The sequence below is a fragment of the Bradyrhizobium yuanmingense genome, from assembly GCF_025200905.1.
GTDB classification, from domain to species: domain Bacteria; phylum Pseudomonadota; class Alphaproteobacteria; order Rhizobiales; family Xanthobacteraceae; genus Bradyrhizobium; species Bradyrhizobium yuanmingense.
On record NZ_CP104173.1, the window covers coordinates 6,579,194 to 6,604,282 of the forward strand.

The 25,089-nt window shown below is 63.9% G+C and carries 21 protein-coding genes; 6 read left to right on the plus strand and 15 right to left on the minus strand.

Features of this window, described 5'->3' with window-relative positions; genetic code table 11:
* Positions 1-254: 254 nt before the first annotated feature.
* Positions 255-851, minus strand: a complete 597-nt coding sequence (locus tag N2605_RS30490) for a superoxide dismutase (RefSeq protein ID WP_027573470.1) — start codon at positions 849-851, stop codon at positions 255-257.
* A 245-nt stretch (positions 852-1,096) separates the two neighbouring features.
* Between N2605_RS30490 and N2605_RS30495 the strand changes: the two genes are divergently transcribed.
* The 3 genes from N2605_RS30495 (at position 1,097) to N2605_RS30505 (ending at position 3,636) form a co-directional block, all read left to right on the plus strand.
* Entirely contained in the window at positions 1,097-1,624 is a 528-nt protein-coding gene (locus N2605_RS30495; protein ID WP_035997755.1) for a GNAT family N-acetyltransferase, read from the plus strand.
* 82 nt (positions 1,625-1,706) lie between these two features.
* On the plus strand, positions 1,707-3,092 hold the full coding sequence (locus N2605_RS30500; protein WP_035997689.1) for an MATE family efflux transporter: 1,386 nt from the start codon (positions 1,707-1,709) through the stop codon (positions 3,090-3,092).
* Between the two features lie 109 nt (positions 3,093-3,201).
* Positions 3,202-3,636: a DUF2147 domain-containing protein gene (locus tag N2605_RS30505; RefSeq protein ID WP_035997687.1), complete on the plus strand. Its 435-nt coding sequence runs from the start codon at positions 3,202-3,204 to the stop codon at positions 3,634-3,636.
* Here the strand turns inward: N2605_RS30505 and N2605_RS30510 are convergent.
* Positions 3,633-4,784 carry a DUF3095 domain-containing protein gene (locus N2605_RS30510; protein WP_225183071.1) on the minus strand — a complete coding sequence of 384 codons (1,152 nt, stop codon included), beginning with the start codon at positions 4,782-4,784 and terminating at the stop codon, positions 3,633-3,635. The genes N2605_RS30505 and N2605_RS30510 overlap by 4 nt on opposite strands.
* Before the next feature lie 222 nt (positions 4,785-5,006).
* On the opposite strand from N2605_RS30510, the gene N2605_RS30515 reads away from it, so the two are divergent.
* The gene (locus tag N2605_RS30515) at positions 5,007-5,384 is read left to right on the plus strand and encodes a hypothetical protein (protein WP_425248826.1); all 378 of its coding nucleotides are present in this window, start codon (positions 5,007-5,009) and stop codon (positions 5,382-5,384) included.
* A 4-nt stretch (positions 5,385-5,388) separates the two neighbouring features.
* Here N2605_RS30515 and N2605_RS30520 read toward each other — a convergent pair whose 3' ends face one another.
* From N2605_RS30520 to N2605_RS30565, 10 genes are all read right to left on the minus strand, one after another.
* Entirely contained in the window at positions 5,389-5,598 is a 210-nt protein-coding gene (locus tag N2605_RS30520) for a hypothetical protein (protein ID WP_260344531.1), read from the minus strand.
* 126 nt (positions 5,599-5,724) lie between these two features.
* Positions 5,725-6,447 (minus strand): SDR family NAD(P)-dependent oxidoreductase, encoded by a 723-nt coding sequence (locus N2605_RS30525; protein ID WP_260344532.1) that lies wholly within the window; start codon positions 6,445-6,447, stop codon positions 5,725-5,727.
* Positions 6,440-7,822, minus strand: a complete 1,383-nt coding sequence (locus N2605_RS30530; RefSeq protein ID WP_260344534.1) for a class I adenylate-forming enzyme family protein — start codon at positions 7,820-7,822, stop codon at positions 6,440-6,442. The genes N2605_RS30525 and N2605_RS30530 overlap by 8 nt, the downstream gene beginning before the upstream one ends.
* Positions 7,809-8,054: an acyl carrier protein gene (locus tag N2605_RS30535; RefSeq protein ID WP_015688794.1), complete on the minus strand. Its 246-nt coding sequence runs from the start codon at positions 8,052-8,054 to the stop codon at positions 7,809-7,811. Before N2605_RS30535 ends, N2605_RS30530 begins: the two co-directional genes overlap by 14 nt.
* Before the next feature lie 143 nt (positions 8,055-8,197).
* A complete protein-coding gene (locus tag N2605_RS30540; protein WP_260344541.1) occupies positions 8,198-10,012 on the minus strand; it encodes a long-chain-acyl-CoA synthetase in 1,815 nt (604 codons plus the stop codon).
* Positions 10,013-10,214: 202 nt separating this feature from the next.
* Complete coding sequence (locus N2605_RS30545) at positions 10,215-10,493, minus strand: DUF3551 domain-containing protein (RefSeq protein WP_035997672.1); 279 nt, start codon at positions 10,491-10,493, stop codon at positions 10,215-10,217.
* Between the two features lie 176 nt (positions 10,494-10,669).
* Complete coding sequence (gene htpG / locus N2605_RS30550; RefSeq protein ID WP_260344544.1) at positions 10,670-12,547, minus strand: molecular chaperone HtpG; 1,878 nt, start codon at positions 12,545-12,547, stop codon at positions 10,670-10,672.
* Between the two features lie 111 nt (positions 12,548-12,658).
* On the minus strand, positions 12,659-13,081 hold the full coding sequence (locus N2605_RS30555) for a hypothetical protein (protein WP_036021311.1): 423 nt from the start codon (positions 13,079-13,081) through the stop codon (positions 12,659-12,661).
* 237 nt (positions 13,082-13,318) lie between these two features.
* Entirely contained in the window at positions 13,319-13,945 is a 627-nt protein-coding gene (locus tag N2605_RS30560) for a nuclear transport factor 2 family protein (protein WP_260344548.1), read from the minus strand.
* 156 nt (positions 13,946-14,101) lie between these two features.
* The gene (locus tag N2605_RS30565) at positions 14,102-14,908 is read right to left on the minus strand and encodes a response regulator (protein ID WP_035997648.1); all 807 of its coding nucleotides are present in this window, start codon (positions 14,906-14,908) and stop codon (positions 14,102-14,104) included.
* Between the two features lie 231 nt (positions 14,909-15,139).
* On the opposite strand from N2605_RS30565, the gene N2605_RS30570 reads away from it, so the two are divergent.
* Both N2605_RS30570 and N2605_RS30575 read left to right on the plus strand, forming a co-directional pair.
* On the plus strand, positions 15,140-15,373 hold the full coding sequence (locus tag N2605_RS30570; RefSeq protein WP_025032292.1) for a NepR family anti-sigma factor: 234 nt from the start codon (positions 15,140-15,142) through the stop codon (positions 15,371-15,373).
* Positions 15,373-15,921 (plus strand): sigma-70 family RNA polymerase sigma factor, encoded by a 549-nt coding sequence (locus N2605_RS30575; RefSeq protein WP_018316216.1) that lies wholly within the window; start codon positions 15,373-15,375, stop codon positions 15,919-15,921. Before N2605_RS30570 ends, N2605_RS30575 begins: the two co-directional genes overlap by 1 nt.
* Positions 15,922-16,008: 87 nt before the next feature.
* Here the strand turns inward: N2605_RS30575 and N2605_RS30580 are convergent, their stop codons facing one another.
* From N2605_RS30580 to N2605_RS30590, 3 genes are all read right to left on the minus strand, one after another.
* Positions 16,009-16,707 carry a nitroreductase gene (locus N2605_RS30580; RefSeq protein WP_035997645.1) on the minus strand — a complete coding sequence of 233 codons (699 nt, stop codon included), beginning with the start codon at positions 16,705-16,707 and terminating at the stop codon, positions 16,009-16,011.
* A gap of 136 nt (positions 16,708-16,843) precedes the next feature.
* Positions 16,844-19,075: a CHASE2 domain-containing protein gene (locus N2605_RS30585; protein WP_260344566.1), complete on the minus strand. Its 2,232-nt coding sequence runs from the start codon at positions 19,073-19,075 to the stop codon at positions 16,844-16,846.
* Positions 19,076-19,217: 142 nt separating this feature from the next.
* A complete protein-coding gene (locus tag N2605_RS30590; protein ID WP_482151221.1) occupies positions 19,218-24,626 on the minus strand; it encodes a VCBS domain-containing protein in 5,409 nt (1,802 codons plus the stop codon).
* Positions 24,627-25,089: the final 463 nt, after the last annotated feature.

Below are 25,089 nucleotides of genomic sequence, written 5' to 3' on the forward strand. Positions count from 1 at the left end.
GCTGGGTCGCTCGAGGGTGATGCCCGTTTTGATTAAGGGCGGTGTTCCCCCGATGCAAACGGTGTGACGACAGACCCATGCGCGCGCCACGCAGGGCAATTCCGCACAGCAAAAAGGCGGTCGCGCCTGCGACCGCCTTTGTTTCTGTCATTCCGGGGCGGCGCGTCAGCGCCGAACCCGGAATCCATCGGGCGTCACCCGAGCAGACAAATGGATTCCGGGCTCGCGCTTCCCGCGCCCCGGAATGACACCTGTCACGCCTTCTCGAACAGGGACTCCACGTATTCCCAGTTCACGAGGTTCTCGACGAACGCCTTGAGATAGTCGGGACGGCGATTGCGATAGTCGATGTAGTAAGAGTGCTCCCAGACGTCGCAGCCGAGGATCGGTGTGGCGCCGTGCACCAGCGGATTCTCGCCGTTCGGGGTCTTGGAGATCTCGAGCTTGCCGTTCTTGACCTGGAGCCAGCACCAGCCGGAGCCGAACTGGCCGACGCCGGCCGCCTGGAAGTCGGTCTTGAACTTCTCGAAGCCGCCGAGGTCCTCGTTGATCTTCTTCTCGAGCTTGCCCGGCAGCTTGGTGCCGCCGCCATTGGGCTTCATCCAGCTCCAGAAGTGGATGTGGTTGTAGTGCTGGCCGGCGTTGTTGAACACCGCGGGGTTCTTGCCGAACGAGCCCTTGACGATCTCTTCAAGGGACTTGCCTTCCCATTCGGTCCCCTTGAGCGCGTTGTTGCCGTTGGTGACGTAGGCCTGATGATGCTTGTCGTGGTGATATTCCAGCGTCTCCTTCGACATGTACTGGCCGAGGGCGTCATAGGCGTAAGGAAGTGGGGGCAGCGTAAAGGTCATGGCTTCTTGTCCGCAACTGGTGGGGAACGAGTTCTAACGGTCACCCCTTATAGAAGGTTCCGCGGCCATTAAATACCTCAGAATTTGCGAAAAGGCGTGACTTGGCGCGTCCTGCTTGAATGCACAAATTCGCCGCAACCCGGCCGCCGTGATCAGACCTGCGGTTCGCTGTAAAATATCATTGCCTTTGAGGCGCTTAAGACAGAACAAACGCGCGAAGAAGCGGAGCTGTGGAGGACGAGGCCATGAGCATCGAGATCGACATATTGAACGGCGACGCCTCGTGGCCGAGGGCCGAGCCGCTACTTCAGGCGGTCTGGGCACCGCAGTTGGTCGCAGGCAAGCCCTGGGCTCATGTCAAATGGGCCAATGCCGATCTCCGCGTGCTGGTCGAGACGCCCGAGGATGGTCTCGTGTGCCATGTCGGCATCTACTTCCGCACCATCACCTGGAATGGACAAAAGGTTCATATCGGCGGCATCGGCGGCGTCTCGACGCGCGAGGACCAGCGCGGCCGTGGCTATGCGACCGTGGCGATCGACGCGGCGGTGCATACCATGCGCGCCAACGAGGCGGTTCGGTTCGCCCTACTGGTCTGCGAGCCGCACAATTTCGCGTTCTACGAGGCCCGGAGCTGGCTGCCGTTCAAAGGCGAGGTCTATTGCGAACAGCCGGAAGGGCGGATTCGGTTCACCTACATGGCGCCCTATGTCTTCCACATCGTGCGCGCGCCGACGCTGGGCACCATCGACCTATGCGGCCTGCCGTGGTGAGCCCTGCGTGAGCCAGGGCTGCGCCGGCCGGCTCATTCTCTTATAATATGTCGGTCATCATTTAATTTTCCGCCCGGTGAACATGACGATCGACGCCCCCGCAGATGCCGTCCCGCCGGTTGCGCCGGTCGCCTCCCCCATCGCGAGCCTCCTGACCGCGCCGATCCTGCCGACGCTGCTGCGGCTCGCGATCCCCAACATGATCGCGATGGTCGGCAGCACGCTCGTCGCAGTGGCTGAGACCTCCTATATCGGCCGGCTCGGCACCATCCCGCTCGCCGCGATCGCGCTGGTGTTTCCGTTCGCGATGCTGACGCAGATGATGAGCGCGGGCGCGATGGGCGGCGGCGTCTCGTCCGCAATCAGCCGCGCCCTCGGCGCAGGGGATCGCGACCGCGCCGCGACGCTGGCGCTGCATGCCGCCATCATCGGCCTTTGCGGCGGGCTGTTCTTCACGGTGATGATGCTCGCCTTCGGCCGCTCCTTCTTCGCGCTGCTCGGCGGACGCGAGCGCGTGCTCGAGGAGGCCAGCGGCTATTCGCAGGTGCTGTTCTCCGGCGCGGTCGCGATCTGGCTCGTCAACACGCTGGCCTCGGTGATCCGCGGTACCGGCGACATGCGCCTGCCTTCGATGATTCTGATCGGCGCGAGCGCGCTGCAGATCGTGCTCGGCGGCACGCTGGGGCTCGGCCTGTTCGGAGTGCCGCAATTCGGCATGCCGGGCGTGGCGAGCGGGCAGCTGATCGCGTTCAGCTGCGCGGCGATCTTCTTCATCTGGTATCTGTTGTCGGGGCGCAGCCGGCTGCCGCTGGATGTCCGCGCCTTTCATTTCGAGCGCGCGATGTTCCTGGACATTCTCAAAGTCGGCGCGGTGGCCTGCCTGTCGCCGCTGCAGACCGTGCTCACCATTCTGATCTTCACGAAGATCCTCGCGACCTTCGGCACCGAGATGCTGGCGGGCTACGGTATCGGCTCGCGGCTGGAATTTCTGCTGATCCCGATCACCTTCGCCTTCGGCATCGCCTCGGTGCCGATGGTCGGCATGGCGATCGGCGCCGGGCATGTGAAGCGCGCGCGGCGTGTCGCCTGGACCGCGGCTGCCGCCTCGGGACTCACGGTGGGGCTGATCGGTCTCGTCGTTGCGCTCGCGCCGTCACTGTGGGTCGGACTCTTCACCCGCGATCCCGGCGTCACCGCCGCAGCGCACAGCTATTTCCACTGGGCCGGTCCGGCCTTCGTGTTCTTCGGCATGGGCGTGTCGCTTTACTTCTCCTCGCAAGGCGCCGCACGCGTCGGCGGGCCCGTGCTCGCCTCGACGGCACGGCTTCTGATCGTCGCGATCGGCGGCATCGGACTGATGACCGCGCAGGCTCCGGCCTGGACCCTGTTCGCGCTGGTCGGCGGCGCCATGGTCGTGTTCGGGCTCTCGACTGCCGCCTCGGTCGCTTTCGCGCGCTGGGGCAAATGATCGCAGGCAAATAAGCGCCGGCAGATAAGCTCAGAGATGTGATTCCTTCGGGCGTTGCGCGCGCTCGATTTGCTGCTATGGAGTCGCCTCCATTCCAGGGCTCCTCTCCATGACATTCAGATTCGTCGCTCTCACCGTCATTCTGGCTGCGCTGATCGGTGCGCCTTCCGCCTATGCGCAGAGCGCCGACGGGACCTGGCTCACGCAGGCGGGCGATGCACGCGTCAAGATCAGCAAATGCGGCGGCGGCATCTGCGGCCACATCGTCTGGCTGCGCGAGCCCATGGACAGCGCGACCGGTCAGCCCGCCACCGACAGCAAGAATCCCAATCCCGCGCTCGCCAGGCGCCCGATGATCGGCCTGCCATTGTTCAGCGGCATGGAGCCGACGGGACCGAACAAATGGTCGGGCCAGATCTACAATGCGGACGACGGCAGCACCTATGCGAGCAACATCAGCCTGACTGGCGCGGACGCGCTGCGGGTCGAAGGCTGCGTCGGCGCGCTCTGCGGCGGTGAGACCTGGACGCGCGCGGGGCGCTAACCCGCTGCCATCATCGCCTTCAACGCCGTCGCCGCCGAGGCATAGCCGCCGCGCGCGCCGTCGATGAAATGGACGTGATCGCTGCGCAGCGCCGACGGCGCGAAGCAGGTCATCATCGCAGCGTCCTGCTGGTAGAGGCCGTAGCGCACGATGCCCTCGCGCGCGGCGGCTTTGAGACGATCGTTCAAGGCGCGCTCGAGCTGCGGCGTGCAGTCCAGAATCATGCGCAGGCCGTCGTCGTATTTACGGAAGTCCGAGTTCTCGACCACTTGGCGCTTGTAGAGGCTGGGCACGAAACCGCCGATCTTGATGTCGAAGCGCATGATGAAATAAGCGAACAGCGTATAGGCCAGTACGCTGGCTCTGCGCGCGAGCAGCGGCCCCCCGCGCCTGGTTCGGGCCTCGAATTCCACGCCCTGCGGCGGCCATTTCAACGGGGGCCCCTGCGGCGGCACCGGCCGGCCACCCTCCGGGCTGCGCTCGACGAGATGAATGATGTCCTCGATCACTTTGCGGAAGGCCTGCGGATCGACGCCGCGCGCCGGCATCACCAGCACCGACAGGATCAGGCCGCGCGCCGCCGGCATCACCTCGAAACGACACGACAGGCCGGAGAGGTCCGGCTGCGTGCCGCCAGGCGCCTCCTCGACGGCAAACTCGCCGCGCTTCATCGCGGCGTCGGCCCAGGCGAGCCCGCCGCCCGAAAACATCGCATAGGACAGGTTGGCCGACGGCCCGAACCGGGCGACGCGCACATCGAGGCCGTGTGTGCGAATGACGCTGACCGGCACCAAGGCGACGCGCAGGGTCAGATCGAGATCTTCGCGCACCCAGGTCGCGGTCGCAGCCAGCGCCTGGCGGGCAAGCTCGACGTCGTCTGGCGCCACCGCGAAGCTGGCGCCGTCGCCGCCGAACACGAAGGGAAATTCCCGCCCCTGCAGCGCATTGGTCACCGCCGCGATCACGGCGGCACCCGCCATGTTCACGGCCTTGTAGCGCTGCGCCGCGATCGCCTTGGTCGAATCGACGATATCGGCAACACCGATGCTCCAGTCGTCCGGCAGCGGCGCATAAAGCGCAGGATCCATCAGGCTGGTGAAGCCTCGGAAGACGGGAATGCCGCCATAGAAGGACTCGCCTGAGCTCATCGGGATTGCCGGACTGTTGGGAATGCGAAGCAAGATACGTGGCAGGATCGATCCGGGTTCGCTGGCTCGCGCCCCGTTTCGATCATTGGCCGAAAGCGGCCCGGACAACAAGATGCGGCCGCCTTGCAATGCCCCGGCGGGATCATTGATCGGCATCAAACGGCCATCCGGGGAGAGCGGCTATCGTCGGTCGGCTCCAAGGGGTTGCATGGGAAAATCGAGGTGTCCGACTTCAGCAGCAAGGACTCCACCTGTCCGGTCCGCCGGCGCACGGGTGTCGACCCGATCAGCGCGGTGAAGATGCCGGAAAGATTGACGGAGGCGGTCGATGCCTGGGCTGAAGCTCACCGCCTGACCCGCTCGGATGCGATCTGCAAGCTGATCGAGCTGGGGCTGAAGTTGGCACTCCCCGTCTCCGCGCCCGCGCACCCGGTCGTATCGGACGCGACCAAGATCGAAGAGATCGCAGTGCATGAGATCGAGTTACTGCTCGATCCGGCATTGCCGCCAGACGAGCGCGAGCGCCGCATCCGCCGCCTCACCGAAGGGCCGCCGGAATTTTCACACGAACGAATCGACCTGCCGAATCAGCGGCCGTGAGCGGCTAGTGCAGCTTCTCGTCCCGACGCTTGCGCAGCTGGGATGCAGGGACGTCGTGGCAGCCGATCAAACGCACGAATTGTTGCGGATACATCTCGTGGCCGTGAGCGCCGGAATTCTGATGCGACATCGGCAGGCAGCGAACTTCATCCGACTTCACGCGGGCCGGCTCTGTCAGGGCCCGACTTGAAGCAGGCATGTTTGAAGTGGCCATCGACTGCTCCCCTTCAGTTAGGGTAGATCGATTGACGTAATCCAATCGATTGCGGGGCATCCTACGACCAAATGCGGCTGGCTGTCATTGCGCCCGATCAACGCGATTGTGGCGGCCGGGTTCCGCCTACGCTGTGTTCCCGGCGTCGATGGTGAACACGGTCCCGGTGACGTTGCGGCCGCCTTCGCCCAGGAGGTATTCCACCATGCGCGCGACGTCGTCCGGCTCCGGCAGCCGGCGCAGCGCGCTGCGGCCGGCGATACGCTTGCGGCCTTCCTCGGAGAGATTGTGCGTCAGCTCGGTGTCGATGAAGCCCGGCGCGATCGCGTTCACGGTAATGCCGAGCTTGCCGACCTCACGGGCCAGCGAGCGGGTGAAGCCGGTCGCGGCGGCCTTGGTCGCGCCGTAGACGGAGAGGCCGTTATAGCCTGTCGTCGCGATGATCGAGGAGATGTTGATGATGCGCCCAGTGCCGTCGGCCATCATCTGGCGCGCCACATATTTGGTGAGGATGATCGGCGACAGCACGTTGAGCTGCACCAGCGCCTCGATCTCGGAATTGTGCATGGTGGCCAGCAGGCCTTCGGTGCCGAGACCGGCATTGTTGACGAGGCCGTAGATCGGGCCGAATTCGTCGCGCACGAGCTTTGCGAAGGCCGGGATTGCATCGATCACGGCAAGATCGCAGGCACGGAAATGCAGGCGCCCGTCGGCGGCTGCGATGGCCGCCTTGAGCTCTTCGCTTTCGCGCCGCGCCGCCGCGATGACGTTGAAGCCGGCCGCGACAAGGCGCTTGCCGATCGCAAGTCCGATGCCGCGGCTGCCGCCTGTGACGAGAACGTTATGCATCGGTGCGCGCCAGTTTTCCGGCCGGGGTGACGTCGAGCACCTCGACGAAACGAAGCACCGCCGGCACCTTGTGGGATGCGAGCTGGGCGCGGCACAGATCCAGGATCTGGTCGCGGATCTCTTTCGCGCGCGCCGGATCGGTGCCCTCAGCGAGGATCACGTCCGCGACGACGATGCCGCCGGTGATCGGGCTCTTGCGCGACTTCGCGCGCGACATCCGCACGTCGGGATGGCGGTTGATCACCGCCTCGATCTCCTCGGGGTGGACCTTCAGCCCGCCGATGTTGATGATGCCGCCGCGCCGGCCAACGAAATAATAGCGGTTGCCGCGCAGCTCGACGATGTCGCCGCTGTCGACAAAGCCGTCGTCGTCGGTGAGCGCGGAGGCGTTGCGGCCGATATAGGCATGAGCCGTGCGCGTCGAGCGGATGCGCAGCGAGCCGTCGACGACCTTCATCTCGACGCCATTGCGGTTGCCGAGATAGTCGGCCGGAAAGCCTTCCAGCCCGTCATTGACGGCGAAACCGACGCCGGCCTCGGTCGAGGCATAGGCATGGCCGACGGACGCATTGGGGAATGCCGCCTTCAGGCCGTCGAGCACGGCCTGGTCGGCGATCTCGCCGGAGAGACGGACGTAAGCCGGGGCGAACTGGGCGGCCGAGCCGCTCATCAGGAGCTTGCGCCAATGCGAAGGCGTGCCGGAGATATGCGAGACACCGCGCGCCTTCAGCCGCGCGACGTGATCGGCGAGCGCCTCATGGGGATCGGACAGCACCAACGAACCGCCGGAGAGGATGGCACGAAGAAAGATTTGCAGGCCGCCATAGCGGCGGATGTCGTAGAACGTTGCCCAGACCGGTGCAGGTCCGCGCGATGGGCCTTCGGCGACGATCGCGCCGGTCAGCGCTTCCAGCGTATGGCCGGCGATCTTTGGCACCCCCGAGGTGCCCGAGGTGAGCATCAGCCATTCGGTGCCGCGCGCGGTCTTGGCCGGCGCGGCGGCTTGCGGCGGCAATTGCGCGGTGACGACCAGCGGCACGCCGGACGCCGCCCAGAGTTCGGGCTCGTCGGTGACGACGGCATCGATCCCGGCATCCGCGATCAAGGCGTCGAGATGCGCCGGATTGAGGTCCGGCGGACACAGCAGCATGCGGCGCGCGATGCCGTCGAGCTCGATCATGGCAAGGCCGGACCGGAGCTGGTCCGACAGCTTGAGCAGCACGGCACGGCCGGAGAGCTCGTGCAGCCGGCCGCCCAGAACAGTGTGCGACAGGATGCCCGTCAGCGACACGACATCATGCGCATCGGAGATGGTGCGGCCTTTCAGCTCCGCGCCAAGATGGTCGCGAAGTGCAAAGATCTCACGCGGGGACATTTTCGTAGGCCCGCACGAAATCGCCCACCGTGGCGGGGAACGCTGCGTCCTCGGAAATGGTGAAGGGATCGACGCCGGTCTCGTCCTCGAGGCGGGCGACCAGGATGGCGAAGGCGAGCGAGTCGAAGCCCGTCTCATGCAGGGACAGATCGTCCGAGAGGGCGGGAAGCGTGACGTGCTGCTCCTTGGCGATCTGCTGAATCGCTTCAATGACCTTTGACCTTACCGACATGGCTGGCTCGCTTTGTTATCGATCTCGTTGTTGCGGCGGCTCTTGCTGACCGCCTCCCCATCGCGGTCTGTTTACCCGACAGAAGTAAATGGCTTCTTGGACAATTCAGATAAAATTGGACCTATCTCTCGATTTTGGTTGCCCTACAGCCTGATCGTACCGCCCGAGATGGCCGCATATGTCTCCGCGTCCAGCGCGACGTAGACGCCGGACATCGGGTCGAGCATGAACAGCGGATCGGCGACCGCGGCCGGGTCAAATCCCTCGCGGGCGAGCTCGCCCTTCTTCTGCTTGAAGGTCTCGGTGGCGTCGAGCTCGCGCGAGATACGGATGAAGAGCGGGCGGGCGTAGACCGGCAGGCGTTGCGCGAGATGGGCGGGCAGCGCGCTGATGTCAAAGCCCTCGTTCACGACGATCGCGCTCATCCCGGCCCGGCCGTCGGCGCCGGGAATGCTGACGCCATAGGTGGCGGCATCGACGACGCCAATGAAATCGCGCACGGCATCGTTCACCTCGGAGGTCGCGACATTCTCGCCCTTCCAGCGGAACGTGTCGCCGATACGGTCGACGAAATGGAAAAATCCCTTGTCGTCCATCCGCATCAGATCGCCGGTGCGGAACCAGGCATCGCCCTTGACGAAGACGTCACGCAAGACTTTTTTCTCGGTCTCACCGGCATCGGTGTAGCCCTCGAAGCGCCCACCGCCCTCGTCCGCGGTGCCGATGCGGCCGATCGCTTCGCCGGCCTCGCCGCGGCTGCAGGCGATGCAGAAGCCCTCTTCATTGCGCAGCGGCGCGCCGCTATCGGGGTCAAGCTTGACGAGCCTGGCAGGAAAGCGGTGCGCGAGCAGCGCCGGGACGCGGCCGATCGCACCCGGCTGGCCCTCGACGTTGAACAGCGAGAAATTGCCTTCGGTCGCGGCGTAGAATTCGAGGATGCGCGGAATGGCGAAGCGCGCCTGGAAATCCTCCCAGATATCGCCGCGCAGCCCGTTGCCGCAGGCGAGCCGCAGGCGATGCCGATTCTCGTATTCCGAGGGCGCGGCCTTGAGCAGGTAACGGCAGAGCTCGCCGATATATTGAAACAGCGTGCAGTCGTGCCGGACGATGTCGGACCAGAAATGCGAGGCCGAGAATTTCTCGGCGATCACTACCGAACCGCCGGCGGCCAGAATGCTGCACGGCGCGACGATGCCGCCGACCGAATGGAACAGCGGCAGACAATCGTAGAGCCGATCCTGCGGCGTCGCGCCGGTGAGGCCAGCGAACCAAAACCCCCAATTCAGGATGCGGCGGTGGCTGATGCTGGCCGCTTTCGGCAGGCCGGTGGTGCCGGAGGTGTAGATCAGCAGCGCACGGTCGTCGATGGTGACCTCGCCATGCTCCTCCGGCGATAGCGGGCCGTCGTCGAGAACGGCAAGCGCGACGTCGATCGCACGTTCGCTGCGGCTATCGCCATGCGTCCAGACTTTTGCCGCCGTCTTCAGATGAGGTGCCGCGCTGTCCAGCATCCCCGCTAGCTCATGCGCAACGATGACATGCATCGGCTTCGCGACACCAAGGCAGTGCGCGAGCGATTGCCCGACGAGCTTGGTGTTGATCAGTGCGACCACGCCGCCGACGCGGCTGATGCCCAGCCAGGCCGCGATATAATCGATGCCGTTCGGCATGATCAGCGCAACGGTATCGCCCTTGGACAGGCCGAGCGAGCGCGCCCAGCGGGCGTAGCGATTGATCCTCTTCGAGAGGCCTTCGTAATCGAGGCTTGCCTCGTCCGCCACCAGAGCAACGCGGTTAGGCTGGCGCTGCGCCCAATCGTCGACGACGTCGGCGAACAGGCGGCCCGGCAGCGTTTCGATCCGCGCGGTGAGCTCGATCGCCCTCAACCAGATCTTGGAAGCCGACGGTGCGCGCGCGGCTTTCGGCTTCTCGATGACGCCGGTGGTCATATTGTTCACTCTTTCGGGCGATCTGCGGTTTCCGGCAGTATAGCCCGCGCGCCCTGACCCAGGCGTTAAGAGACAAGGTAAAACCCGGTTAGGGCGCGATTAACGGTCGGCAGCGCGCAGCCAAGGTCGCACCCGCCGGCAGCGCGCCGACGGGTGTGACCAGGTCGAAAGAGCGATGAATGCAGAAGTCCCGGGCTTGGTCCCGTTCGCCTCAGTGCACCTTCTTGGGACGCCGGCGCGGCGGCGGCGACTCGTTGAAGGCGTAATAGGGATTGAGGTCGCAGGTCGCAGCAAGGCCCGAGGCCGTGGCGCGGCACTGCTCCAACGAGGTGAACGAGCAGTCGAAATAGTCACTGCCTCCGCCACCAGGGCCGCCACCGACGTAGCGGTGCATGCAGACGGGATAGGCCGGATCGTATCGCTGCGCGCTGGCATCCGCTGCGCCCAGCAGCGTGAAGACCGCGGTAAGAGTGAGGAATGACAAGCGCATGGGAAATCCTCGAACTGGTGACGTCGCTTCATATGACACAACATCTCGCCGTCCGCGACTGTTCCTGAGACCTGATGACGTCAAGGTGAGTGGGACGCGCAACGCCAGAGGCGATGCGGGCCGAGCGATCTGACAACCTGGGTCAAGCGCGGTCGGAATGATGCTGCGAGGCAGCGCTAGCCGCCGAGGCCCTGCAACACGAGCCGGTTCAGCCGCGCCGCGAACGCTGCCGGGTCTTCCGGCAATTCGCCGTCTAGGATCTGCGCCTGTTCGAGCAGGATCAGGCTGAGATCGTCGACGACCATCGAGCCAGCCTGCGCCTTGGTGACCGCGGTGACCAGCGGATGGCGCAAATTGATCTCGAGGATCGGCTTGGTCTTCATGCCGCGGTTCTGCTGCGACAAGATGCGCTCGAGCTCGCGGCTCGGACCCTGGCTGTCGGCGACGAGGCAGGAGGCCGAGCTGGTCAGGCGCGTCGAGACCTTGACGTCGCTGACGCGCTCGCCCAGCGCGGCCTTGATCACGGCGATGGTGGCTGCTTCGTCCGCAGCCGGCTCGTCCTTCTTCGCCTCGTCCTTATCGTCGATACGCGGAATCAAATCGAGATTGAGATCGCCCTGGCTCAGCGACTTCAGCGGCTTGCCTTCGAAATCCGAGGGCATCGAGGTCCAGAACGCGTCGACGGGATCCGACAGCAGCAGCACCTCGATGCCGCGCGCGGTCGCAGCTTCCAGCCGCGGATTGGACTTCAGCCGCTCAATGCTGTCGCCGACGAGATAATAGATCTCGGTCTGGTTCGGCTTGAAATCGGCGACGACCTGCTTCAGCGACCGCTTCTCGCCCGAGGTGGTGGTGAAGCGCGACAGCCCCAGCAGCTTTTCGCGCCGCTCGAAATCCTCGTAGATGCCTTCCTTCAGCACCGCGCCGAAGGCGTCCCAGATCTTGGCAAAATTCTCGGGGTCCTTGTCGGCAAGGCTTTCGAGCTCGGACACCACACGCGTCGCCACCGCCTTGCGGATCTGCGCCAGCTGCGGATTGTTCTGGAGCATCTCGCGCGAAATGTTGAGCGGAAGATCCTCGCTGTCGACCACGCCGCGGATGAAGCGCAGGTACCCCGGCAAGAGGTCGGCATCGTCGGTGATGAAGACGCGCCGGACGTAGAGCTTCACGCGGCCCTTGCGGTTCGGCTCGAACAGGTCGAACGGCTTGGTCGAGGGCGCGAACAGCAGCACGGCGTAGGAGTAACGTCCTTCCGCGCGGTAGTGCAGCGTCATCGCGGGATCGTCGAAGGCAGAGGCGATCTGCTGATAGGCCTTCTTGTAATCGTCAGCCGTGAGCTCGGATTTGGAGCGCTGCCACAACGCGCTCGCCGAATTGATCTGGCGCGGCTCGCCGTCTTCGGGCACGAGCTCAATCGGAAACAGGATGTTGTCGGAATAGGCGGTGACGATACGCTCGATCTCGTAGGTCTCGAGATATTTCTTGGAATCGTCCTTCAGGTGCAGGACGATCTCGGTGCCGCGCGTCAGGCGCGCCGCTTCCTCGTCGCTGGCACGGGCGATCTCGAAGCCGGAGCCGCCGGAGGACGTCCAGGTCCACACATCGCTCTCGCCGGCGCGGCGGCTGATCACGACGATCTTCTCGGCGACCATGAAGGCGGAATAGAAACCGACGCCGAACTGGCCGATCAGGCCGAGCCCGTCCTTGGCCTCTTTCAATTTGGACACGAACGCCTTGGTGCCGGAGCGGGCGATGGTGCCGAGATGGTCGATCAGCTCCTGCCGCTCCATGCCGATGCCGTTGTCGGCGATCGTGAGCGTCTTGGCCGTCTTGTTCGGGACGATGCGGATCTTGAGTGCGTCGCCTTCGCCCAGCAGGGCGGGACTGGCGATGGCCTCGTAGCGCAGCTTGTCGCAGGCATCGGAGGCGTTGGAGATGAGCTCGCGGAGGAAGATGTCGGTTTCCGAATAGACGGAGTGCACCATCAGGTGCAGCAGTTCGGAAACTTCGGCCTGGAAAGGCTGCGTATGCACAGCCGTATCTGACGTCGTCATGCGCTTACCCGGTCAAACAAAAGGGAGGGAACCCGGATATAGCGCGAGGCAATGGCGGATCAAGAGGATGTGAAGTCTGGGTCCGCCAAACCACCCCTCGCAGAGAGGGGGTCAGGTCACGCAGCGGCCGGGCTGGAGCAGCCTTGCGACCTCGGTCAGGGAGCTGACCATCGGCTCACAGGCGATCGTCGGCTTGTTGCGAGGCTTCTTCTGGTTCTGGAGCAGCACCGGCGTCTTGGCATTGCCGGTCTCGATCACGGCGGGGACCCGCAGCAGCACCGACGTATCGGCGAGGTCGTTCAGCCGCATCGAGACGGTACGGGTGGGAACGGCTGCCGGTTTGATCTCTGCAAGCCGGTCTGCCTTGGCGGTGCGGTTGACGTTGTGACCCACCGCGACGGTGGAACCGTGGCTGGGGAGGTCGGCGACGGCCTGCCACCGGTCTGCGAGATCATGCCCGGAGGCCAGTTGCACGGCACCGAGGGTGGCGACGACCGCAATTGCGCTCAAAAAAACCTTTTGAATCTGTGACATGGCTGCCGATCCCTCGCCCCATGGCGGGCACGGGAACAACGCCGCCGCAGGATCGGGGGTTCTCGACAGCTACGATCACTTAACCGTGTGCGAAAAATGCAGCAGACGGCAAAATATTTCGCGCGCCTTGGAACGACTTTCGCGCACAGGAGTCGTCTCAGCAGCCGGCTATTCCCCCCTGCCCCATAAGCCGGCGACGTAGGGCGCGACTGTGGTGATGCCAGTCGCGCCTTACTTTTATCTGGGGCCTACTTTCGCCTTTCCTGCCAGCCACTCCCGGCCCTCGCCATAGAGCTTCTCGACCTCGGGGCCGATCAGGCCCGGCATGTCGCGCTTCACGTTGTAGCCGATCAGCTCCTGCATGTAGGCGAGGTGGCGGTAGCCCTCGGGGAGTGCAGCCAGCGCATCCTGGTCGAGCCGAAGCGTCGCGGCGGGATCGACCGGGTCGATGCGGTCCTTCTCGTAGATGGGCTGGCGGCGGACGATGCCCCATTTGCCGATACCTGATGGGTCGTCCCGCTTCTCCAGGAAATCGTAGAAGCGTCCAGTGCAGACGACGTCGCAGAGCACGTCGTGCACGAGGCCGCGCTGCGAGATGGTCATCTTGGTCTGCGCGATCGCTCGCGCACCCGCAAGATCGATGCTGGTGCCGCCGAGGAAATGCAGGATGCGCACGCCCCTGGCAAAACCCTCCTGGCTGACCCGCATGAAATCCCGGGCCGGCCCCTGAAACCAGGTCGCGGACATCCAGCCTTCTTCGTGCCAAACCGTGGCAAAGCGCTCCCAGTCGCCGGCATCGCGCCACACCGCCCAGTTCTCGACGAGATCGCGGATGGCGAGACGATCGAGGAGTTGCTGGTCCATGGGCACGTCTCCGATTGGCGTGGTCGCACGCGCAGCTGCTACATGAGCTATGGGCGGCGAATTCAGCGCCCGTCAAGCGGGTCGCCGGCATGAAAAAAAATCCGGCGTGCCTTGGGCACGCCGGACTTCGCTATTGGGACGGCCGCAGGCGCCTTGTTACGCCGCAGGCGCTTTGGGCGTGCGATTGCGCGAGTTGCGCTGGAAGAACAGGGCCTGGCTCGCCACCGCCGATACCATCGCGGGCTGGAACGGCTTTGAGATCAGGAACGCCGGCTCGGGACGCTCGCCGGTGAGGAAGCGCTCCGGATAGGCCGTGATGAACACCACCGGCACCTCGAAGGTGCGCAGGAGCTCGTTGACGGCGTCCAGGCCCGACGAGCCGTCGGCAAGCTGGATATCGGCAAGGATCAGCCCCGGCCGCTTGTTCTTGGCCAGTGCCACCGCATCGGCATGGGTGCGCGCGACGCCGACGACGTTGTGGCCGAGATTCTTCACCAGGCTCTCGAGGTCCATGGCGATGAAGGTCTCGTCCTCGATGATCAGCACGTCGGTGGCAATCTCGGCGGCCATCTCGCGTCCGGCTGCGTCCGCAAGACGGCGCGTCTCGGCAACATCGGTGCCGAGAATGAAGGCGACTTCCTCTTCCGAAAAGCCCTCGAGCGAGAGCAGCAGGAAGGCTTGCCGCGGCAGCGGGGTGATGTTCGACAGCCGCCGTTCCGGCGGCATCGGCAAGGTCGTCACCTCGGCATCATCGTTGATCGAGACTGAATTCCAGATCTGGGTGAAGAGCCGGAACAGGCCGGCCCGGGGCCCATGGTTCTCGTCGAGCACCGACGGATCGCCCAGCATGGCTTCCAACATGGCGGCGACATAGGCGTCACCGGAGGCCTGGCTGCCTGTCAGAGCCCGCGCGTACCTGCGCAACAACGGCAAGTGTTCAGCAACTACCTGTGAACGGGACATCCCCACTCCATTCGTCTTTGGGCCAACCTTGAGGTCCAATCCTGAGGTCAGGCATCACGCGGGGGGCCCAGGTTCCCCTGCTGGGCTGTCTACGCCTCACGACAACAAAAGTTCCGCCAAGCTGGGAACTTTTTGGCGCAGCTGGAATTGTGCCTATCCAGGGAACGGCTCCCGGTTGAGAAAACTTCTCGATTTTACAGTCACTTAACTCGGGGAAACGTGGAACAGGTCATGAAAGATCTCAAGTCTCAAGCCAGCAGAAGCACGACCCCCGGCAAGGGAGGCCTGACTCCGGAGATTCAATCCCGGATCGGGCACCAGTTGCGCGCCATGTACGACGATGTCGTGCGACAGGGGGTTCCGGATCGGTTCGCGGAACTGATCAAGAAGCTTGATGCGCCGGGAGCGTCACCCCACGTAGAAAATGAGGGCGGATCCAACGACAACAACAATGGGAGGGATTAATGCCTCTCACGGACTCCCTGCGTAACGACATCTTGGCGGCCGTGCCCAGTCTGCGCGCCTTCGCCATCTCGCTCAGCGGCAATGCGGACCGCGCCGACGATTTGGTCCAGGAGACGCTGCTGCGTGCGCTCGCCAACATCGACTCGTTCCAGCCCGGCTCCAACCTGCCGGCCTGGCTATTCACGATCCTGCGCAATTTGTTCCGGTCGGACTATCGCAAGCGGCGGCGCGAGGTCGAAGATGCCGAGGGCAATTACGCCAAGACGCTGAAGACCCAGCCCTCGCAGAATGCGCACCTCGAATTCGAGGAGTTTCGCACCGCGCTCGACAAGCTTCCGCAGGATCAGCGTGAAGCCTTGATCCTGGTCGGCGCGTCCGGCTTCTCCTATGAGGACGCGGCCTCGATCTGCGGCTGCGCAGTCGGCACCATCAAGAGCCGCGTGAACCGCGCCCGCTCGAAGCTCGCCGCGCTGCTCTATGTCGACGGCGCCGAGGATTTTGGGCCTGACGAGACCGTGCGGGCCGTGATCGGCGGCAGCGGCGGCTGACCGCCGCCGTCAATCGCACCGGAACGAGACGAAGACGGCCGCTTCCACGGCTGTCTTCGCGCGCGATGCGTCCGGCTCACGTCGCGATCACACATCCACGAATGTTGCGGTCTCGGCCACGCTCGCCCGCGAGGTGCGGTAGCTGTTGACCTTGTGCGCATGGTCCGCATAGCCGAACGAGATGCCGCAGACGACACGGCGGTCATCGGGCAGATCGAAGTGGCGGCGGATCAGGCCGGAATGCCGCGCCAGCGCGGCCTGCGGAATGGTGCCGAGCCCGAGCGCCTGCGCCGCCAGCACGAAGTTGGAGACATAGGCGCCGCAATCGATCGCACCGTAGATGCCGAGCGGCTCGTTGGTGTGGATGATGGCGACATGCGGTGCGCCGAAGAAATTGTAGTTCTCCAGCGCCTGCTTGGCATAGGCCGCCTTGTCGCCGCGGGCGATGCCGAGCGTGTTGTAGAGCTGGAAGCCGCTCTCGCGGCGGCGATCGAGATAGACCCCGACATATTCGCGCGGTGGCGTGAAGTCGTAGTCATCGCCGAGGCCCTTCGAGGCCTCCGCGTAGATCGCCTTGCGAAAGCGCTCCTTGGCCTCGCCGCTGGCGATGATGACCTGCCAGGGCTGGCTGTTGCACCAGGACGCCGTGCGCTGCGCGGTCGCCAGCACATGCTCGATGGTGGCGCGATCGACCTCCTTGGGGAGAAATGCGCGAACGGAGTAGCGCTCGTTGAGGAGCTCTTCGAGCACCCCGATGCGGTCGTTCTGTCTCACTTGTGCATCCATCACTCAGCTCGCCCTTTTTTCTTTTGGTTGGGCAGAGGCGCCAAGCGCCGTCCCACCACCATACTTACCTCGATGCACCTGCATATGGTAGGCATGCTATGTTTTGCCCACCCTGCACGAGCGGTGACCGTGACGACTACTTGGTCAGCAGGGCATAGGCGCCGGTCCAGCCCTCCTGCGGCGGATCGATCTGGAAATCCTTGATCCGCGCCTCGTAAAGCCTGAACAGCTTCTCCAGCGTGTCGGCGTCCTCGCTCTTGCGGCCGCGCTCGATGGCATCCAGGGCGCCCTGCCAGTCGCGGCTGCGGTAGCAGCCGAGCATCTCGATGGTGATGTTGCGCAGGCGCTGGAACGCGGCCGAATGCATCACGTCCTCGCGGCCGGCGATGGCGTAGATCACTTCCGGCTCGGTCTTGCCCTTGACCATGATGAAGTCGAGCTCGAGGATCGCGAATTTCTCCTTGGCAGCGAGTGCCGTGCGCGAGCCCACGATGATCGGAAATCCGTATGCCTTCGACTGGCCCTCGAGGCGCGAGGCCAGGTTCACGCTGTCGCCGAGCACCGAATAGTTCTTCTTCAGGTCGGACCCCATGTTGCCGACCACGCCGATGCCGGTGTTGAGACCGATGCCGACATTGAGCGGGATATAGACGTGGCCGCCGTCGGCGGCCTCCTGCTCGCGCTCCTTGTTGACCTCGTCGATCTGCTCGAGCATCTGGATCGCGGCTTCGCAGGCGTTGATCTCGTGCTCGGCGTCGTCGAGCGGCGCGTTCCAGAACGCCATGATGGCGTCGCCCATGTACTTGTCGATATAGCCCTTGCGGTCGATGATGACGTCGGTCAGCGGCGTCAGGAAGCGGTTCATCAGCTCGATCAGCCCCTGCGGATCGTGCTTGTAGCTCTCGGAGATCGTGGTGAAGCCGCGCACGTCGGAGAACATGATCGTCATCTCGCGTTCCTCGCCGCCGAGCACGAGCTTTTCCGGCGACTGCGCCAGCTGCTCGACCAGCACAGGCGACATGTATTGCGCGAATTGCCCGCGGATCTGCACGCGCTGGCGCTGCTCGCGCACGAAGCTCGCAAAGATCAGCGTCAGGTAGACTGCGGTCGTCGACAGCAGCGGATAGGTGAAGTCGATGAGATAGCGGTGCTGCGTGTAGGAGAACCAGGACACGCCGATCAGGATGGCCGCGAAGGCCGCGCCCACCAGCACGAGGCGGACGGGGCCGAGATTCGGCGTGAAGATGATGACGAGCAGGCCGATGATCAGCGCCGCGATCAGCTCGACGCCCAGGGCATAGTTCGGCTGCGAGATCACCGCGCGGCTCAGCACGCCCTCCAACACCTGGGCATGGATCTCGACACCCGGCATGGCCCGGGACACCGGCGTGGTCTTGATGTCGTTCAAGCCGCCCGCGGAAGTGCCGACCAGCACCAGCTTGCCGGCAAACCTCGTGGGCGGCACCGCATTGTCGAGCACGTCGACCGCGGAGACGTAGATCGAAGGATCCCGGCGGGCATAGTGCACCCAGAGCTGACCGTTCTTGTCGGTCGGAACCTCCAAACCCTTGAGGCGGATCGACTTGATGCCCGTCTTGTCGGTACGGACCAGCAGGGTCGGCGTGCCCGTGACGACGCGCAGGATCTCGAGGCTGAGCGAGGGCATGATGTTGCCCTGGGCGCGCATGATCATCGGCACGCGGCGGATCAATCCGTCACGCTCGGTCCGGATCGAGAACAGGCCGCGGCCGGCCGCTGCCCTCTCGATGACCGGCACGTTGCGGAGCAGGCCGGGGAATTCGAACAGGAAACGCTCGGCCCCGTCCTCCCCCACCGTTGCAACCCCCGTGAACGGCAGCGACTTGTCGAGCTCGGACAAGACCTCCGGAAGCCCGGTCTCGCCCAGCACGACGTGCGAGCGCTTGATCGCCTCGGCGAGGATCTGATCGTTGCTCGGCAGCTCACGCAGCTTGGCGCGGGTCGCGTCGTCGAGATAGCGCATCTGGCTCGCGACCTGATCCGGGTTGAGCCGGTCGGCTTCGGAGAAGACCATGTCGAAGCCGATCGCCACCGCGCCGTTGTTGGTGAGGTTCTGGACCATGTCGGCGATGCGCGTGCGCGGCCACGGCCACTGTCCGAGTCTGGTGAGGCTCTTGTCGTCGATATCGACGATGACGACCGGCCGCGCCGCCTTCTCGCGCGGATCGATCAATTGAAACATGTCGAAGGTGCGCAGCCGCAATTCCTGGATCGGCGGCGGATCCCACAGGCGCGCGCCCGCGAACAAGACCAGCAGCGCAAGGCAGATCAGCCGCGCAAGGCCAAACTTCCGCGCAAACCACCGCCGCAGGATTTTGAAACGCTTCATGCCAGTCAGACTTCCTGACCCAGATCATGCCGGGCGCACCGATCATGAAGCGTCGGCGTGCGATTGGCTATTCCCCGAGTGCTGAGGATTATGGATTTTTTGCCGCGGTCGAGGTGCAAACCGGAAGCGCCGCCTGCTTCCACTAGCCGACGTGAGTGCCGAAGATGAAATCGCTGGACTGGAGATTCGCGACGGCGACACCCTTGAGCAGGATCGTCTCGTGGCTATCCAGCGTAAGCAACGTGCCGCCATCCTGCGCGGCGGTCGGGGCAAGGTCGTTCAAGGAGCTGATGCCGCTGAACTGCCGCAGGTCGAGCTTGTCGAGGCCGTACTCGAAATCATTCACGGTGTGCTGAACCGAATCCTGCGACGAGGCCGGTGCGAATACGAACTGATCCTTGGCACTGCCGCCGATCAGCGTATCACTCGACTCGGTCGCGAAAATGACGTCCTTGCCGGCGGTACCTTGCAGGGTCATGCCCTGGCTCTCGGCTCCTTCGACGAAGATGAAGTTCACCGTGTCCGAGCGGCCCGCCGAATCGGCAACGGTCAGCGTGATCTGATCGGTGGCGGGCAGTCCCGCCTCGGGATCAGCGCCGGTCGGCTCGTAGACGATGCCCGCGCCTTGCGCGAGGGCGGTGTTGATCTGCTCGAGCGTGCCGGTCGTCGGATAAACACTTGCGAGGCTGACGTCCGGATTCGCGGTCGACAGCGTGACCGTGAAAGTGTCCGTCGCAGCGCCGGGATCGGCGTCCATGACGACGAGGTCGGTAATGATCTCGTTGCTGTTCTCGGTGATGTGCTCGACCTGGAAGCTCTCGGTGTTGATGACCGGGCCCGCACCGTCGTCCGCACCGGTCACGTTCACCTTGAGCGTTGCCGTGTCGGTCGCACCATGGATATCCGTGGTCTGGACCGTGAACGTATCGACATACGATCCGTCCGCCAACGCATTGATCGCAGCATCATTCGGAACGTAGCTGTAGCTGCCGTTGGAATTGACCGTCAGCGAGCCGTAGAGTCCCGCGACCGTCGTGGCCGCCTGGTGATCTGAATTGAGGACGGCATAGGTCAGCGGCGCCGTCTCACCGCTGTCGGCGTCGGTCCCCGCCAGTTGCCCGGTGAGATTGGAGAAGGTGTCGTCGTCAGCGGTGTCCGTGAGCGGGCCGATGTGGAGATCGGACAGCGTCGGTGCGTCGTTCGTGCCGGTGATGTTGATGGTCACGACCGCGCTAGTTCCAAAGCCCTGAGCATCCGACGGAACGATGGTGTATTGCAGCGATAGCGTCTGACCGGCGGCGAGGAAGTCGAAGGCCTGGCCGGCCGAGTTGAATTGCCAGGTAAACTGGGCGTGGGTCGCCGTGCCGTTGAGAATGTCGCCGGACGGCACGGTCAGATAGTTCAGGAGATCGGCATGCGACAGCCCGCCGACGCTGCCCGTTTGCAACACGTTGTCGAGCTTAACCTGCACCGCATCGACCGATACCGTGACGTGATCGGTCGCGTCGACGTCGGAGACCGCCAGCACGCCATGCGAGAGCTGGCCGCCATTGGTCTCCATCAGATCGGCAAATGCGCCGCCCGGCCCGGAGGTCCCGCTGGCCCAATCCGCATCACCTTCAATGGCGAGGCTCTTGGTTGGGTTGACCGTGTTGGAGGCCGTGCTCCCGCTGCCGTCGCCAAGCGTATAATAGGCGGCCAGATTGGCCTCGTTGCCGGTGAGCGCGGTGAAGTCGTACGACTGGATTTGCGCCTGCGTGAGTGCGGTGGTCCAGACGCTGACATCGGCGATCGAGCCGGTGAAGCCTTGCGTACCGAAGCCCGGAGCGTACCTGCCGCTCGCCGCTCCAATCATCATGTAGGACGGCTCCTGAGCGCCAGCGATCGCGTTGACGCCGCCACTGTGGGAATAGACGGCGTTGCCATCGACATAAAGCGTGAAGATGCCGTCGTCACGCGTCAAGGCGAGGTTATGCCATTGCCCCGCAGTAAGCGCGAAGCCGGTATCCTGGATCTCGACGCCGCCCTCGAGAATCGCGATCTCCAGCTTGCCGCTGATGACAGTGCCCATGAGGCCGAAACCGGTGGTCGAGGTATTGCCATTGTAGAACAAGACCTGGCTGGCGGAGGCAGCGTCTCCGTTCCAGTTCACCCAGCCGTCCAGCGTCACGTCGTCGGTGGCGACCGTCGGTACGTCGCCGACCGCGATGGTCGCACCGTCGAAGTTCATGTAGTCGGACGTCACATAGGAGACGGTCGGCGCATCGTTGGTGCCGGTGATGGTGACGGTGACGTCTTGCGTGACAGTCGCGTTGTGATTGTCCTTGAAGGTGACGGTGTAGACCTGAGTTATGGTCTGCCCTTCCGCCAGCGACTGCAGCACGGGATCGTTGTTGTCGAGCGTGAAGTGCCAGTCGAGCGTCGCGCCGGTGCTGGTGTCGGCGTTGGATTCGGACACCGCGCCGATGGAGAAGGTGCCGATATTCGTGCTGTCGTCCTCGAATCCCGGCAGAGCCGAACTGACGGACGATGACTTGAACTGCACCTGCGCCGTATGGGTGTCGATCAGGTCAACGTCCTGGATCGCCAGCGTACCGCTGGTCGTCAGCGAGGCGCCGTCATCCTCGGTAACCGCACCCGTTGCCGCCTCGGGATCGCTCGTGATCGTCGGCGCGTCGTTGGCGCCGTTGATCGTGACAGTGACGTCCTGGGAGACCTGCGCACCGTGATCGTCAGTAAAGGTGACGGTGTAGACCTGGGTGATGGTCTGGCCATGCGCCAGCGATTGCAGCACCGCATTGTCGTTGTCGAGGCTGAAGTGCCAGCCCAGCGTCGCGCTGTTGTCGGTATCGGTGTTGAACTCCGCGACCTCGCAATCGATCGTGAAGGTGCCGAGCGGCGCATTACCATCGAAGCCCGGCAGATGCGCGTTCGACGTCGCCGACTTGAATGCGGCCTGCGCGGTGTGGGTGTCGATCAGATCGAGATCCTGAATCGCGAGCGTGCCCTCGATCGACAGCGTCGCGCAGGCATCCTCGGTGACGCTGCCCTTTGCAGCGTCTGCATCACTCGTGATGGTCGGCGTGTCATTGGTGCCGGTGATGGTGACCGTGACGTCCCGGGTGACGGTGCCACCGTGATGGTCGTCGACGGTCACGGTGTAGACTTGGGTGATGGTCTGGCCTTCGGCCAGCGACTGCAGCACCGGATCGTTGTCGTTGAGCGTGAAGGTCCAACCCACTGATCCGCGCGTGCTGACACCCGGATTCTCGCTCACCGCGGTCAGCGCGAAGGTCCCGATATGCGAGGTGCCGCTGCCGAAGCCGGGCAGATGCGCGTTCGACGTCGTCGACTGCAGGACGTAACTGGCAGTGTGCGTATCCGTGAGATCGGGGTCGTTGAAGGCGACGGTGCCGTTCGCCGTCAGGATTGCCGCCGTATCCTCTGTCACTTCTCCGGTGGGCGTCGTCGAGTCCTCGACGATCGTCGGCACGTCGTTGGTGCCCTCGACATTGACGTCCGCACCGTCGATGGACACGGTGATCGGCGTGCTGACGACGCCGCCGTGCCCGTCATCGACCTGCACCACGTAGTTGAGGATCAGCTTCTCGTCCTCGGCCAGGAAGTCGAAGAGATGGTCGGGAACGCTGTAGGTCCAGGTGGCCGTGCCGTTGTTGCTGTTTCCGGCACCCTGAACCACGGTCAGCGGCACTTTGACGGCAGCGATCGCCGCGAGTTGCTCCGGCGTCAGGGACGCAGTGATATCGTTGCCTTCGGCATCGAGATATTTGAACGGCTCGACGGATGAGAGCGCCGCGCTCACGATCGGCCGGTCCGTCAGATCGACGTCGGTGAAGGTGACCGTGCCCGTGATGATGTCCAGCGCCTCGTTGCCGGTCCCGACCTGTTCGATGACGGTGCCGCCTGACGTCGCAACGGTAGGCTTGTCGTTCGTTCCCGTGATCGTGATGGTGATCGGGATGAACCTGGACTCGGGGTTCACCGTGAAATTGGTGTCGACGCGGACCATGTAGGTCAGCGTCAGGGTTTCGCCGGCCGCGAGGAAGTCGAAAACGTGGTCGGGGATCGTGTAGGTCCAGACCGCCGAGCCGTTGTTGTTGTTGGCGGGGTCGGGGACGACGCTGATCTGGATCTGCGTCGCCGCGATGCCCTGCTTCTGGAGCTCCGAGAGGGAGCCGGTGACGTCGTTCTGGCCCGCGGTTTTGTACACGTAGTTCGGCGCCTCGGCGAGGCTGATGCTCACCGTCGGCCGGTCGCCGAGGTTCTGATCGACGAACCTGATCACGCCGGAAATCGTGTCGGCGCGCGTGTCGCCGGTCGTGTCCGCACGCTCCGTCAACGCGAACGCCGTCTTCACGTTGCCGCTCGCGTCGAAGCTCTGCGCGATCGGCTGGCCGGGAATGCGTACGATGAGCGGCGTGGAGGTGGTGGGCGTCTCCGATCCCTGCGGATTGAGATTGACGAATGTTGCGGTGGCGCTAGGGCCGGACGACGATTTGAGCAACACCTCATAGCCGAACGGCGTGATCGTATCGGTGTAGTTCGTGGTCAGCTTAGTGTTGGTGTTGTTGTCGGTGAACTTCAGCGTGAACACGTCCGTGATCAGCTTCTGCACCTCCGGCGACATCAGTGCATTGGTGATCGAGACGTTGCCGCCGCTGATCTGGATCATCTGGCCGGCCTGGTTGACCGTCGCGATCGGCAGCAGCGTGACCTTGTCGAACAGGATGTAGGAGCCGGTCGTGCCGTTCGGCTCGACCAGCACCTGGAAGCTCGCCTGCGGCTGCGGATCGCCGCCGCCGGCGGGAACGACGAAGTTGATCTGGGTCAGCACCGCCGTGCCGCGGATGCCCATGGTGGCGACGGGCGTGTCGACCTTCATGTCGCCGCGCTTGGCGGTTTCGCCGGCGACGAAGGTGATGGTGCCCGCGACGAGGCTGAGCAGCGAGGAATTGTTCGACCCGTTGGGGTCGTAGACCATCTCGTTCAGCACCATCCGCGCGTTGGAGGACAGGCCGAACACGGTGCCGTCAATGAAGGTGATGCCGAGCGTCGAGTCGGCGCCGGTCGAGACCACGTCGCCCTTCTCGACGTTGTCGCCATTGTTCAGGATGACCGAGACGCCGTTGCGGATCGCGGTCGCGCTTCCCACGAGCTTGGTGACGTGACCGATGACCTGGCCCGCACCGGCACCGGGCGCGGCCTGGGCAACCTGGACATGGCCGGTGAGGGCGTTGACGACGTCGCCGCTGAGGTGGGCGCCGTCGGGCGAAGCGAGCGCGGCGCGCTTGTCGCCCCTGAAATAATCGTGAACGACGAACTCATGACCGTCGTGGGACAGCACAAGGTCGAGCCCGGCACGCTTGAACTCGCCGTTGAAGATCAGATTGGGGTCGGGAACGACGAACGCGCCGTCGGGCGCGTGACCGTTCGCCTTTGCGGTAAAAGAATCGATATTTGCCCCGACGGGCGAGCGGGAACCCTGGCCGTCCAAAGAAATCGCGCCGTCAAATTGGCCAGCGTAATTCAACCGGGCACCGTAAAAAGGGTTAAAATTTAAGTAAGTATCGACCGCCTAAGCTTGCATAGCATTAGCAAGTCCTTAGCGATACCATCTATTGCTTGTGTGATTTCGCATCACTTGGCCCCGGGAGGCCCCACGGCGTGGCGCCGCGACAGAGGAGTGAAAGTAATTCCTCAAATATTCGTATGTCGAATTCGGCCTGTTTCCACGCATTTCCAGTCATCCAAAGTAACCTGCTGTATAGTTACGAAGCAGATACTTTCATCATCTTTCCTTCGCGAGCTCCCGCAGCATCCTGCGGCAAATACGGAGTTAAATCTGTGACCTATCTAACAGAACCCCATGAAATGGGGGTTGTTAGCCATAGGACCCAGATTCGGCACTGCCACAACCTGTGTCTGCAATTGGCTCCATTTCGCGGCAACGCGACACCTCCTAGCCGGCGAATCGTAAAATTTTACGCAATTTC